Here is a 14,663-nt window from a genome sequence, read left to right as displayed (position 1 = left end):
TTTTGATATGAATTATCTACCCAACGTAATTTTTGCTGTTGTACTTATACTTGGTATTGGCTATTTCGCAAAAAATGTAAAAAGATTGATCCGGAATATTAAGCTGGGTCAAGATGTAGATGTAAGCGATAATAAACCAGAACGTTGGCGTAATATGGCTCGTATAGCTTTGGGGCAGAGCAAAATGGTTAGACGTCCTGTTGCTGGCATATTGCATGTAATAGTTTATATTGGTTTTATTGTAATCAACCTTGAGGTTTTAGAAATTATTATCGATGGTATTTTTGGAACCCATCGTGTTGGTCTAAAGGTATTGCCTAAATCGGTTTACGGGTTTTTAATTGGTGTTTTTGAGATATTGGCCATTTTGGTTTTTGTTGCTGTTATTGTTTTCTGGATACGCAGAAACATAATAAAATTAGCGCGCTTTTGGAAAAGTGAAATGACTGCATGGCCTAAAAACGATGGTAATTTCATCCTGTATTTCGAAATGGTTTTAATGGTGCTGTTCCTCATTATGAACGCCACCGATGTGGAGTTTCAGCAATTAAATTCAGGAAATATCATCAGCCAGTATATAGCGCCTTGGTTTGCCGGTGTGTCAGAGTCGAGTTTGCTTGTCATCGAACGTGCCGCTTGGTGGCTTCACATTGTAGGGATATTGATATTTTTAAATTACCTATATTTTTCTAAGCATTTACATATTTTATTGGCTTTTCCAAACACATATTACGGCAAGTTAACCCCAAAAGGTCAAATGAATAACCTTGAGGCCGTAACCAATGAGGTTAAAATGATGATGGACCCCAATGCCGATCCCTTTGCGGCTCCGGCTGAAGGCGAAGAAGACGAAATGCCTGCAAAATTTGGAGCTAGCGATGTTCAGGATTTAAATTGGGTACAGTTACTTAATGCTTACACATGTACCGAGTGTGGGCGATGCACCAGCGAATGCCCAGCCAATTTAACAGGAAAAAAATTATCGCCTCGAAAGATCATGATGGATACGCGAGATAGGTTGGAGGAAGTTGGTAAAAATATGGATGCCAACAACGGTGAATTCAAAGACGACAGCAAACAGTTATTGGACGATTACATCACCAGAGAAGAGCTTTGGGCTTGTACTACTTGCAACGCCTGTGTGGAGGCTTGTCCGGTTAGCATAGACCCGCTATCCATTATCTTAGAGATGCGACGTTACCTCGTTATGGAGCAAAGTGCCGCACCAGCCGAACTTAATAACATGATGGCCAACATCGAAAATAATGGAGCGCCTTGGCCATACAATCAAATGGACCGATTAAACTGGAAAGACGAATAAAAAAATAATTTTGGCGTTACCCAAAGGGTCGGGCTTTCGGCAGTCGCGCTCTGTAAGGCGCTCCAACAAAGTCTCAATCCCTAACGCGAAGCACAAAAAAACGGTTATTTATGAGTGAAATACTAAAAGTGTCAACCATGGCAGAATGTATGGCAGAAGGGAAGCAGCCTGAAATTTTGTTCTGGGTAGGGTCGGCTGGAAGCTACGACGAAAGAGCAAAAAAAATAACCAGGGCCTTTGTTAAACTGCTTAACGAAGCCCAAGTCGATTTTGCCGTTTTAGGAACCGAAGAAAGTTGTACCGGCGATGTCGCCAAACGTGCCGGTAACGAATTTTTATTTCAAATGCAGGCTGTTGCTAATATCGAAGTTTTAAATGCTTACGAAGTAAAACGCATCGTTACAGCTTGTCCGCATTCGTATAACACCCTGAAGAATGAATATCCCAGTTTAGGCGGCAACTACCAAGTGCAGCACCATACACAATTCATCGAGGAATTGATAAACTCTGGGAAATTAAAAATAAAAAGTGATTCGGTATATAAAGGTAAGCGCATTACGTTTCATGATCCCTGCTATTTAGGAAGAGCCAACAGTGTTTTTGAAGCACCAAGAAATTTGTTGAAAATGCTTGGTGTCGAATTGCAAGAAATGAAACGTAATCGCAGAACAGCTTTGTGTTGTGGAGCTGGAGGTGCACAAATGTTTAAAGAGCCTGAAAAAGGTGATAAAGACGTTAATGTATTGCGAACAGAAGATGCCCTTCAAACCAACCCTAATGTAATCGCAACGGGGTGTCCATATTGCAATACAATGATGACCGATGGCTTGAAAGCTAAAGAGAGAGAAAATGATATCAGCGTTATGGATGTGGCCGAGTTAATTGCTAATGCACAAGATTCATAAATATGAAAAATTGCCCTGCCTGCAAAAACGTTAATGAAACGGATATTGATTCTTGTGTTAGATGTGAGTTTCCATTTAATGGATCGGACAAAGAAAAATCAATTCACATAGGTAAGTTTATAGGTCAAAAAGGAATAATAACAGATTCTGAAGATTCTTTAACTAAAAGCCAAAATTTTTTATATTTAGCCGCGGCCTTTTATTTAGTTGGAGTAATTGTAAATTTTCAATATTTAAAGCAAGATATTTTTGCATTATCGTTTAGTGTAATTGTAATTTTGGTAATTTTGATTTGTGGATTTTTAGTTAAAAAATCTCCTTTACTTTTTTTGAGCATACCTTTGGCTTTATTGCTTTTTATTTACACAATAAATTACCTTATTGACCCAAGGACACTATTTCAAGGAATTATTTTTAAATTATTAATTTTGGGAAGTTTAATTTATAGTATTTATAATTATAAATTATCTGAAAAGTTTAAGAAAAAATACAACATTTAATGTTAGTTGATTTTAATACATTACCGGAGGAATCAAGAGTTTGGATTTATCAAGCGAGTCGTTCTTTTACACTAGAAGAAATAGAAGAGATTAAGCAGAGGTTAGATACGTTTATAGAAAACTGGACAGCCCATGGAAGTAATTTGCAAGCTGGATATGTTATTAAATATAAGCGCTTTATAGTTATTAGTGTAAATCAAAACTTAAATAGTGCATCAGGGTGCTCAATTGATGCTTCGGTACGATTTATCCAAGAACTTGAAAAAGACTACAACGTAGATTTAATGGATAAAATGAACGTATCTTACAAGCAAGGCGATTTTATAGCTTACAAACCGCTTTCTGATTTTAGGAAAATGGCTAAAGATAAAGCAGTATCAAAAAATACAATTGTTTTTAATAATTTGGTTACCAACATTGCGGAGTTTAATGAAAACTGGGAAGTACCCGCGTCCGACAGTTGGCACAGTCGATTTTTAAAGTAAGCTTTGGTGATCTTTTCTTTATAAATCTATCTTAAAGTCTTTTTATCTTCTTTTTAAAAACATTATTTTGGCACGATTATTAGTGAAACTAATAATTCCCCTTAATAAATATTTTATGCGTCGAATCTATTTAGGTTTTTTTCTTTTCTTTTTGGTTTCATTTGTTCATTCACAAGTTGGAATAAATCCATTGTTGGCTGATGATGTAAATGCTCAAAAAAAATGGGTTGACAGCGTATATTCGTCACTAACGTTACAAGAAAAAGTTGGACAATTGTACATGATTCAAGTCATGTCCAATCAGAATTTAGCCTCAAAAAATAAAACGGTAAAGCTTATTACAGATTATCACATTGGAGGTATAATTTACTCCAATGGTGGACCTTTCCGACAGGCAAAACTCAATAATGAATTACAGGCCGCTTCAAAAATTCCGTTGCTAATTGGTATGGATGCCGAATGGGGCTTAAGCATGCGGCTAGATTCTACTTATGCCTTTCCGTGGAATATGACACTTGGCGCCATAAAAGACAACAAACTGGTTGAGCAAACGGGACGTCAAATAGGTGAGCACTGTAAGCGGCTTGGGGTGCATTTTAATTTTGCTCCTGTGGTAGATATCAATACTAACCCCCAAAACCCTATAATTGGGAATCGTTCGTTTGGTGAGGATAGGGATAACGTTACCGAAAAGGCTTCAGCATTTATGAAAGGGATGCAAAGTGCAGGAGTTTTGGCCAATGCGAAACATTTTCCGGGGCATGGCGATACCAATCAAGATTCACATAAAACTTTACCTACAATTGGTTTTAGCGAAAAACGAATCGATTCCATAGAACTTTATCCGTATAAGAAATTAATAAAGGAAGGTCTGTCCAGTGTTATGGTAGCCCATTTGAATGTGCCAAGCTTGGAGTCTCGCGAGGGCTACCCGTCATCACTATCAAAAAATGTGGTAACCCATATTTTAAAAGAAAGACTAGGTTTTCAAGGGCTTATTTTTACCGATGCACTTACCATGAAGGGCGCGGCTAATTTTGATGAAACCGGTGAAATAGATTTAGCAGCCTTTATGGCGGGTAATGATGTTATGCTGATGTCTGAAGATGTTGGCGTGGGGATATCAAAAATTATTGATGCTTATAACAATGGCGATGTCAGTGAATCTCGATTAGAACATTCAGTAAAAAAAATATTAATGGCAAAGTACAAGGTAGGTTTACAGAATTACAAACCTATTGGAATGCGCAATTTGTCAAACGATTTAAATCGAATTAAAGACGATGCTTTAAGTGAAGAACTATTTGAAAACGCCATCACTGTTGTAAAAAATGACAACGATTTGGTGCCATTTAGAGATTTAGAAACCAAATCAATCGCTTATGTGAAATTTGGTGATGCTGATGGTACGCCATTTTACGACGAACTGAAAAAATACGGTAAAGTCCATTTAATAGAAGCCGATAATCTATTTGGTTTAAAAGGGAAATTAAAACCGTACAATACGGTTATCATTGGTTTTCATCGTTCAAATGAAAGCCCTTGGAAAGCTTATTCGTTTTCTAAACAGGAATTGGTTTGGATAGATGAAATTGCCAAGAATACGACCGTTGTTTTAGATGCATTCGTTAAACCTTATGCACTTTCAGATTTAAAAAATATTGATAATATCTCAAGTATTATTGTAAGTTACCAAAACAGCAAGGTAGCTCAGCAAAAATCCGCGCAATTAATATTTGGTGCCATTGAGGCCAAAGGAGCGCTTCCCGTTTCCATAGAGCCTTATTTTAAAGCTGGATTGGGCATTAGCTTAAACGCAATTGAAAGGCTTGGCTATACCATTCCGGAACGTGTTGGCATGAGTTCATTAAAATTAAAACATGTCGATTCTTTAGCGCAAATCGCTGTGGATTCTATGATGACACCTGGAATTCAATTGTTGGTAGCCAGAAAAGGAAAGGTGATTTACAATAAAAATTTTGGAAAGCACACCTATGAAGGAAAAGAAAAAGTAGCTTTTGACAATATCTATGATTTAGCTTCGCTCACTAAAATACTGTCAACCTTACCATTACTCATGGAACTTGAGGAAGAAGGTATCGTTTCTTTGGAAACAAAACTTCCCGAAATTTTGCCAGAGTACAAAGGGTCAAATAAAGAAAACATCACCTTAAAAAGTATGCTTTCGCATTATGCACGGTTACGCCCTTGGGAACCGTTTTATTACCGCACTTTAGATTCTGTAACTAAACGCCCAAGCCCTAAATATTACAGAACCGAACGCAGTGATGATTTTAATGTTGAGGTCGCAAAAAACCTGTACATGCGCACAGATTATCAAGACTCAATCCCTGAAATCATAAAAAATTCTGAATTGCTATCAACATTGCGCTATCGTTATAGCGACTTTCCGTATTATATTCTAAAGAAATTTATTGAATATCATTACGACAGAACTCTAGAACAATTAACGCAATCTCATTTTTATGAGCCTTTGGGAGCCAATTACACAATGTATAATCCCTATCATAAAGTAAGTAGCAAAAAAATTGTGCCTACCGAAGTAGACGATTATTACAGGTACCAAGTGGTGCATGGCTATGTACACGATATGGGGGCTGCTATGCAAAATGGAATAGGAGGGCATGCCGGGGTTTTTAGTAATGCCAACGATGTCGCCAAAATAATGCAAATGTATTTGCAAAAAGGGTTTTATGGCGGAAAACGATTTTTTAAACCCGAAACCATCGAAAAGTTTAATAAATGTTACTACTGTAGCAACAATAACAGAAGAGGAGTTGGTTTTGATAAACCACAATTGGGTGAAGCAGGACCAACTTGTGGATGTATTTCCATGACAAGTTTTGGGCATTCGGGCTTTACAGGCACTTACGCTTGGGCCGATCCCGAAGAGGAGATAGTTTATGTGTTCTTGGCCAATCGAACTTATCCAACTGCAGGAAAGAATTTATTATTGAGAAAAAACATTAGAACAGAAATACAACGACTTATTTATGAAGCAATAGTTGATTAAAATGGCGTAATTTCGATATTAGAATAAAAGCATAATTTTTAAAGATGAAAATAGGAATAGTTTGCTATCCAACTTTTGGAGGTAGTGGTGTAGTTGCTACAGAATTAGGTATAGAGCTCTCTAAGCGCGGGCATGAAATTCATTTTATTACCTATAAACAGCCCGTTAGGTTGGAACTTTTAAGCAACAATGTGCATTACCATGAAGTTAATGTTCCCGAATATCCTCTGTTTCATTATCAGCCCTATGAATTGGCCCTGTCAAGTAAACTGGTAGATATGGTCAAGCTTCATAACATCGAAATATTGCACGTACATTATGCTATTCCACATGCATACGCTGCCTTTATGGCAAAAAAAATGCTACAAGAAGAAGGTATTTATGTGCCTATTGTAACAACACTGCACGGTACCGATATAACCTTGGTGGGCAACCATCAGTTTTATAAACCAGCAGTAACATTCAGCATTAATAAATCGGATGCTGTAACGGCAGTTTCACAGAGCTTAAAAGACGATACCTTACGTTTGTTCAACATAAAAAATGACATTCATGTCGTACCTAATTTTATAGATTTGGAAAAGTATAAAATGGAAGGTTTTAGCGATTGTCAGCGCGCCATTATGGCAAAGGATAATGAAAAAATTATAACCCATATTAGTAACTTAAGACCCGTTAAGCGGGTTCAGGATGTAATAAGCATTTTCTATAATATCCAAAAGGAAATGCCAGCAAAATTAATGTTTATTGGTGAAGGGCCGGAAAAGGAAAAAATAGAATTACGCTGCCAAGAATTGGGCATTTTAGATAAAGTGGTGTTCTTCGGAAAAAGTAATGAGATTGATAAAATTTTATGTTTTAGCGATTTGTTCTTACTGCCTTCACAAACCGAAAGTTTCGGATTAGCTGCTTTAGAAGCCATGGCCTCAGGAGTTCCCGTTATTTCAAGTAATACAGGAGGTATTCCAGAAGTTAATGTCGACGGTGTTTCTGGGTTTTTAAGTTCGGTAGGAGATGTCGACGATATGACAAAAAACGCACTGTACATTTTAAGTGACGATAAACGATTAAAACAATTTAAAAAGAACGCAAGGCAAGAAGCTTTAAAATTCGATTTACATACCATTGTTCCAAAATACGAAGCCATATACCAAGATACCCTATCTAAGTGTTTAGTAATTTAGCGACAAGAGTGTCGTAATAATATTATGTTTTTTGAGGTGTAATTGATAGTAAATGTTTAATTTAACCTAAACAAATTAAATGAAATGGCTATTCTAGGTAACATCATCAAAGGCGTAATAGATTTAACTGGATCAATCTCATCAGAAACAGATCATCATCAAGCACAAAAAGAAGTTTTGTCCCACTTGCTTGAAACCGCAAAGAACACCCAATTTGGTGAATTTTATGGATTTACAGACATCTTAAATTCAGATAATATAGGGCAGTCATTTGCCGATAAAATACCTTATTTCGATTATAATAAAATCAATGAAGCGTGGTGGCATAAAATTAAGGATAATGAAACCGATGTGACTTGGCCTGGGGATTTGTCTTTTTTTGCACTAAGTTCAGGCACAACGGGAAAAACAAGTAAGCGTATTCCTGTAACCAGCGACATGCTAGAGGCCATAAAAAAATCAGGAATAAAGCAAGTATTATCATTAAAAAACTTCGATTTACCGGCTGATTTTTTCGAGAAAGAAACCATGATGCTTGGAAGTTCTACAGATTTAGAAGAGAACGATAGCTTTTTGGAAGGAGAAATAAGTGGTATAAGTGCCAGTAATATTCCCTTTTGGTTCAAAGGCTATTACAAGCCTGGAGAAGATATTGCTCAAATTGATGATTGGGACGATAGAGTGCAAAAAATAGCAGAACGTGCCAATGACTGGGATATAGGAGCGTTGAGTGGTATACCATCTTGGGTAGAATTGATGCTTCAAAGAGTAATCGAGTATAATAAGTTAAATAATATTCATGATGTTTGGCCCAATCTTCAGGTTTATACATCGGGAGGCGTTGCTTTTGGTCCGTATGAAAAAAGTTTTAATGCTCTAATGGGTAAGAAAGTTACCGTAATTGATACATACTTAGCTTCAGAAGGTTACATTGCAACACAGGTTAGGCCAGAAACAGATGCTATGCAGTTAAATACAGAACATGGTATTTATTTTGAGTTTGTTCCGTTTAAACCAGAATATATAAATCAAGATGGTTCCTTAAAACAAGATGCGCCTTCATTTACTCTAGCTGATGTAGAGTTAGATCAAGATTATGTTTTGATTATTAGTACGGTAAGTGGAGCATGGCGTTATCTAATAGGTGATACCATAGCATTTACGGATATTGAGCGTGCCGAGATAAAAATTACAGGCCGTACAAAGTTTTTCTTAAATACGGTCGGTTCACAATTATCCGTTAACAAAATGGATGATGCCATGAGCGTTCTGGAAGACGAGTTTTCTATAAAAATTCCTGAATATACCATCTGCGCCAAACGAGGTGATGATGATGAATTTTATCACTTTTGGTATTTGGGCACCGATAAACAAAACATTGATACAGATAAGATTTCAGAATCTCTAGATAAGGCTTTAAAATCGGCAAATAAAAATTATAAGGTGGCAAGAAGCAAGGCTCTAAAAGGTGTTAAGGTTAAATTGGTAGATTCCGAAGTTTTTCATGAATGGAATGCAAAAAACAAGAAAAAAGGCGGGCAAGTAAAAATGGAACGCGTAATGGGCGAGGATAAATTTGAAGAATGGGAACGTTTTGTTAACGATTTTTAAAAAGCATCCATAGATTCTTTTCGGTTTACTAACTCCATGATTTCTTCTGGCGATAAATAATACTTTTTAATGCGCGTTTTGTAGTTAGTCGATATGTTGGCGTGGTTTAAAATAAAGTTTTTTGTTTTCAAAATATAGCTTGCCATGCCATTATTAACGGCAAACGTGTCAGCTGTGCGTTCGGCTTCAACAACATGGCTTTCTAAAAATAGATACTTTAGTCCAAACAAAATAAGATTGAATTTACTTCTATTTTGATAATCCATAATATGGCCTAATTCATGGCCAATCCAACCAATAAGTATGTCAGGCGGAATATGTTTCGTTAAGAATTTATTGTTCGAAATCTTAAAGGATTCACTAATGAGAATAACATAACTTCTACGGGATCTGTCTTTAAAAAAACTACTAAACTTAGGTTGTGCTTGCATAGTAGACTTTTTAATGTTTTTTTTAAACTTGAGTTCTATGTGTGTATGTTTTAATTGCGGAAAATAGCTCAAAGCTTTTAAGGCTTCTTTTTCTATTATTTGGGGTATAATGTGAGGTGAACTCATGTATTGGTTTTTTAACTGTAACTATAATTGTGTTATAATTTAGTGAATCGAATTATAAAATAAAAAAGTAACTCGTACTAAAAACAAACCCACAAAAGAAATTTTGTGGGTCTTTAGTTTTATCTAAAAATGTAATTATTTTTTTTATTTAACCTTTATAACGATAAAGTTGGTCCTTCTGTTGAGCGCGTGCTGTTTTTCGGAGCAGCTTACGGTACCGTCACATCCGTTGACCAGCTCTTGCTCACCTAAGCCTTTATAGGCCACAATTCTTTTCGGGTCAATACCGTTTTCGGTTAGATAATCGAACGTTGACTTAGCTCTTCTTTGTGATAGTACCAAGTTGTAGGCTTCAGATCCACGGGAGTCCGAATGGGATCGTATCTCGATAGCCATATCGGGGTATTTGTTGATCATCAAATCCACGATACGGTCGAGCTCAGTAGTCTCACTGATTCTTATGTTGGCACTGTCGAAGTTGAAATAAATAGGACCAAGATCGGTAATGGGCTCCTGCATTTTTGGTTCGGGTACAGGTTGTATTGCAAAATCAACAGTGATGCTATTGATGTTAGGGGCGAGGCCTTTTGAAGTTACCTGAGTGGTCTTGTCCAGATATCCATCTTTGGTTACTTTGATAACAAAATCATTATCCTTGTCGATATTGGTGGCGTAGTTTCCATTTTCGTTAGTCTTAAAAGTCTCTATCTGTTTTCCGTTGGCATCCATCAATTCAACAATGGCATTAGCAAGCGGGCTGCCGCTTTCAGCATCATAAACGGTACCTTCTAGTTTTATGCTTTTTAACCTGTTGAAAGCGTATATATCGTCACTTCCTATGCCTCCGTCCCTGTTGGACGCAAAATAACCCTTTGTTCCATTTTCATCCATAAAGAATGAAAAGTCGTCCTTACTTGAGTTTACTGGCACGCCGAGGTTTAACACGTTAGCGAACGAACCGTCATCTCCGGTAACGGCAACAAAGATGTCTAATAATCCCAGACCATGGTGCCCATCGGAAGCAAAGAACAATGTGTCCTCGCTGTTTATGAACGGGAAGCGTTCATTTTCTTGGGTATTGACCGTTTTTCCTAAGTTCATAGGTTTTCCGTAGGATCCATCGGAATGGATGTCAACATAATAAAGGTCGGTTCCGCCAACGCCACCCGGCATATTGGAGGCAAAGTACAATTTGCTCCCGTCCTGATTCAGTGCTGGGTGTCCGTTTGAATATGAATCACTGTTAAAGGGCAATTCTTCGATATCGGTCCATTTGCCGTCCACCAAACTTGCTCTATATATCTTAAGGTTGGAAATGCCCATTTTATCACGGCTCAAGTTGTTATTGATAAAATTGGTTCGAGAAAAATACATGGTTTCTCCATCCTTGCTAATGGATACGGGACCATCATGGAAGATTGAGTTCACCTTTCCTTTTACTTTGTAGGTATTGTCTACCGTTACAGAGTCCAAATCCTGTTTGTTCACGGCATATACATCAAGAAAAGGCTCTTCGTTCCAGCCATACTTGCGTTTTATGGCCAAACCTTCGTCCCTTGATGAGATGAAATAAAGTGTACCGTTGTTCTCATAGGCCCCAAAATCGCTAAACTTTGAGTTGAAGTTAACATCTTTCAAAAAATATTGGTGCTCTGCTTTGAAAATGGTGTTTAGGAACTCACTGTCCTTAGAAAACTTATCCTTACTGATTTTACCACCTGAGCTAAAGAATTTTTCCAGCCAGATTCTTGAGGCTTTGTAATCTTTGGTACCTCTTAACGCTTGGGCGTATCTATAATAATATTCAATAGGTACATTATCCTGCCTTACCGATTTTTCGTAGTAATAAACGGCTGCATCTGGATTCCTCATAAGGGCATAGCAATCGGCAAGTTTACGTGTGGCGTGTTCAACGAATTCCCCTTTTTCTATAAGTTTTTTGTAAGACTTGGCTGCATCCACAAAAGCGTACTTGTTAAACTGGGCGTCGGCCCTTTTTAACGTGGCATCCTGTGCGGTTATTTTAAAGACCGATAGCAGCAAGCAGAACGTTATGATATGTTTTTTTAATTCCATGGTGTTTCATTAAAAGTTTCCGTAAATGAACGGGTTAACCGAAGACTCTCGAATTAAAACCTATTCCATTTTGACCACGATAAATTGTGTACGCCTGTTGAGCTGGTGTTGTTGTTCTTCACAGTTTACACCGTCCTCGCAGCCATTAGTAAGTCGTCGTTCTCCAAAACCTTGATGTTCGGTGATTCGGGAAGGATCTATACCTTTAGATACTAAGTATTCGTAAGTGGCATTGGCCCTGTCAATGGACAGTTTATCGTTGTATGATAGGGCTCCTCTGGAATCGGTGTGCGATTCGATACGGATAACCATTTCAGGGTAATCGTTCTGCATCAGGTTTATAATTTTGTCGAGCTCTACGGCAGCATCCTTTCTTATGGTATGCTTGTCAAAATCAAAATAGATGGTGTTCAGGTCCAATTTGGCCAATTTGACAACGTCTTGTACGGGGTTGAGCAATAAATTGGCATTTATGGTAGTAAGTTCGGTTTGTATGTTCTTTGACGTAAAGTTCCTATAATCATCAATATACTGTTCCTGGCTAGCCACGATTTTGTAGTCGCTGTTTCTATCTATATTAATTTGGTAATGGCCATTTTCGTCTGTCAACATATAGGCCACTTGTTCTCCCTTTTCATTAAAAAGTGTAATCTTAGCATCAGGAATTGGCTTTGAGTTGATGGCATCGGCCACAATACCTTCAACGTGTAGTTCAGGTTCTCTATGGAATGCATAGATATCGTCACTGCCACGGCCGCCAAGTCGGTTGGAGGCAAAATATCCTGTAATGCCATCGGCATTCATAGTAAACGCGAAATCGTCATAGTTGGAATTTATGGGAATTCCTAGGTTGATGACATCCACTATGGTCTGGTCTTCATCGTCATTAATAGTGGCAAAAACATCCAGTAGCCCGAGTCCTGTATGGCCGTCTGAAGAGAAGAACAGTACACCCTCGTTGTTGATGTAAGGAAAACCTTCTGCTCCTTTGGTGTTCACCACATTCCCCATGTTTTTTATGTTTTCTAGACTGCCATCCGGTAAAATGTCAACCACCCAAATATCAGAACCGCCAACGCTTCCGGGTCGGTCTGATGAAAAATAAAGTTTTGTATTGTCCTTGTTCAGTGCAGCATGTTGCGTCGAAAAATCATCGCCGTTTATGGATAGGTCCTCGATATTGGTCCATATGCTATCTACTAATGTAGCACGATATATTTTCATGTTGGTAAGTCCCTTTTTACTTTTTATTTCGACATCATCCTTAAAGTTGTTTCTCGAAAAGTACATGGTTCTGCCATCGTTAGTGATGGTCACCGGCCCGTCGTGAAAAATAGAGTTAACCTCGCCCTTGAGTTTCGCGGTATGGTCAATGTTTCGTCTTGTACCGGCTTCGGCAACATAAACGTCCAGAAATGGCTGTTCGTTCCATCCGTATAAACGCTTTACGGCAACACCTTCATCACGGGCAGAGGCGAAATAAACCTTTCCCTCATGCTCATAGGCACCAAAATCACTGTATTCTGAATTGAAATGTACACGGTCCAAAAAGTATTGCTGTTTGGCACCAAACACACTGGAAATAAAATTAACGTCTTTAGAAAAGTCATCGGCATCTACAACGCCACCAGAATCTTTAAAGCGCTGCAGCCATGCTTTGGACTCGTCGTATTTTTTCATCCCACGTAAAGATTGTGCATATTTATAGTAATATTCAACAGGAACGTTTTCCTGTTGCACTACACTTTTGTAATATCTGGAAGCGTTTCTTGGGTCCCTCAACAGGGCGTAACAATCAGCTAACTTTCTTGTAGCGTAATCTTTATTGTAATTTTTTTGAATAAGCTCTTTATAAACTTCAGCCGCTTTTACAAAAGAGAACTTGTTGAATAGCGTATCAGCCCTTTTTTGTTTTCCTTGTTGTGGAAAAACGGAAAGGCTCATCAAAATTGCGATAATGACTACTATGTATTTTTTTGTGTCCATGGAAAATCAGTATTAGAAATATCTAGGAGACTTCAGTTTAGAGTTTATGAACTTAAATTCATAAATGAGCAGGATTTCATGGGTTCCTGATGTATAATCTGCAATGTCCGAAATAGGCTTTTCATAGGCATACCCAACACGTAGTTGTCTTGATACCTGGAAATCGGCAATGCCCCCTATGGCAGCGGTATATTCATTAATCCTATAAGACCCGCCAAGCCATAGCTTTTCATTGAATAGGAAGTTGGCTGTTAGGTCATACGAAACTGGTGCTCCGTTTGTTGCTTTTATTAGTCCGGCAGGCTTAAGTTTGACAGACTTGCTAAGGTCGATGACACCACCAACGGTGAAATAATAGCTTATGCGCTCTAAGGCCTCAAATTCGCTTTCATTATTTAGGTCGTTGTTTAGGACTCTTGGGGCTGACAGACCAGCATAAACCCTGTTGTTGCTCCAGTACACACCGGCACCGACGTTTGGCGACCATCTGTCTGATGTCCCATAGATTAAGGGGTCGTTCTGGTTGGCCTCGTCCAGTCTAAAATCAGTATCAAAGCTAAAGTGGGTAAAGCCTCCTTTAACTCCAAAGGCCAGTTTACCGTCCCAAGCCGTTGGAATCGAATATGAAAAATCGGCATATAGGTATGAAAAGTTTTGTGGACCCAGATCGTCTTCAATAAACGATAAGCCCAAGCCAATTCTATCGTTTCTCAAGGGTGTGTGAATGGACAGGGTTTGTGTTATTGGCCCCCCCCTGAACCCTACCCATTGGCTACGATGTAAGCCAACTATACTGAGTGCCTCCCTGCTACCTGCATAAGCAGGGTTAACAGAGATGGTGTTGTACATGTACTGTGTAAATTGCGGTAACTGTTGTGCCGCTCCAAAAACACAGCTGAACAGCGCCATAGCGATTATATTATTTTTAATAAATTTCATCTGTTTAAGTTTTACGTTCTTGATTTTTCAGATGTCATTCGCCATAACAGCCATTTCGGACGATT

11 protein-coding genes are annotated in these 14,663 nt (G+C 38.1%); 7 read left to right on the top strand and 4 right to left on the bottom strand.

What is annotated here, in order from left to right; genetic code table 11:
• Positions 1-7 precede the first annotated feature (7 nt).
• The 7 genes from GSB9_00692 (at position 8) to GSB9_00686 (ending at position 9,040) form a co-directional block, all read left to right on the top strand.
• Positions 8-1,321: a (Fe-S)-binding protein gene (locus tag GSB9_00692; protein ID UKM64145.1), complete on the top strand. Its 1,314-nt coding sequence runs from the start codon at positions 8-10 to the stop codon at positions 1,319-1,321.
• 110 nt (positions 1,322-1,431) lie between these two features.
• On the top strand, positions 1,432-2,226 hold the full coding sequence (locus GSB9_00691; GenBank protein UKM64144.1) for a (Fe-S)-binding protein: 795 nt from the start codon (positions 1,432-1,434) through the stop codon (positions 2,224-2,226).
• 2 nt (positions 2,227-2,228) lie between these two features.
• Complete coding sequence (locus GSB9_00690; GenBank protein ID UKM64143.1) at positions 2,229-2,726, top strand: zinc finger Ran-binding domain-containing protein; 498 nt, start codon at positions 2,229-2,231, stop codon at positions 2,724-2,726.
• Complete coding sequence (locus tag GSB9_00689; protein ID UKM64142.1) at positions 2,726-3,211, top strand: ABC transporter ATPase; 486 nt, start codon at positions 2,726-2,728, stop codon at positions 3,209-3,211. The genes GSB9_00690 and GSB9_00689 overlap by 1 nt, the downstream gene beginning before the upstream one ends.
• Before the next feature lie 115 nt (positions 3,212-3,326).
• A complete protein-coding gene (locus GSB9_00688; protein ID UKM64141.2) occupies positions 3,327-6,245 on the top strand; it encodes a serine hydrolase in 2,919 nt (972 codons plus the stop codon).
• Between the two features lie 44 nt (positions 6,246-6,289).
• A complete protein-coding gene (bshA, locus tag GSB9_00687) occupies positions 6,290-7,429 on the top strand; it encodes an N-acetyl-alpha-D-glucosaminyl L-malate synthase BshA (GenBank protein ID UKM64140.1) in 1,140 nt (379 codons plus the stop codon).
• Between the two features lie 84 nt (positions 7,430-7,513).
• Positions 7,514-9,040: a GH3 auxin-responsive promoter family protein gene (locus GSB9_00686; protein ID UKM64139.1), complete on the top strand. Its 1,527-nt coding sequence runs from the start codon at positions 7,514-7,516 to the stop codon at positions 9,038-9,040.
• On the opposite strand, the gene GSB9_00685 is transcribed toward GSB9_00686, so the two are convergent.
• The 4 genes from GSB9_00685 to GSB9_00682 form a co-directional block, all read right to left on the bottom strand.
• The gene (locus tag GSB9_00685; protein ID UKM64138.1) at positions 9,037-9,597 is read right to left on the bottom strand and encodes a hypothetical protein; all 561 of its coding nucleotides are present in this window, start codon (positions 9,595-9,597) and stop codon (positions 9,037-9,039) included. The two genes, GSB9_00686 and GSB9_00685, sit on opposite strands and share 4 nt — an antisense overlap.
• 144 nt (positions 9,598-9,741) lie before the next feature.
• Positions 9,742-11,673 carry an OmpA family protein gene (locus GSB9_00684; protein ID UKM64137.1) on the bottom strand — a complete coding sequence of 644 codons (1,932 nt, stop codon included), beginning with the start codon at positions 11,671-11,673 and terminating at the stop codon, positions 9,742-9,744.
• A 60-nt stretch (positions 11,674-11,733) separates the two neighbouring features.
• Positions 11,734-13,659: an OmpA family protein gene (locus GSB9_00683; GenBank protein UKM64136.1), complete on the bottom strand. Its 1,926-nt coding sequence runs from the start codon at positions 13,657-13,659 to the stop codon at positions 11,734-11,736.
• 12 nt (positions 13,660-13,671) lie between these two features.
• Entirely contained in the window at positions 13,672-14,598 is a 927-nt protein-coding gene (locus tag GSB9_00682; protein UKM64135.2) for a type IX secretion system membrane protein PorP/SprF, read from the bottom strand.
• Between the last annotated feature and the right edge of the window lie 65 nt (positions 14,599-14,663).

This window comes from Flavobacteriaceae bacterium GSB9, from assembly GCA_022749295.1.
GTDB lineage: Bacteria > Bacteroidota > Bacteroidia > Flavobacteriales > Flavobacteriaceae > Flavisericum.
The sequence above is the reverse complement of the archived record's forward strand: the minus strand, read 5'-3'. Positions and strand labels throughout refer to the sequence as shown.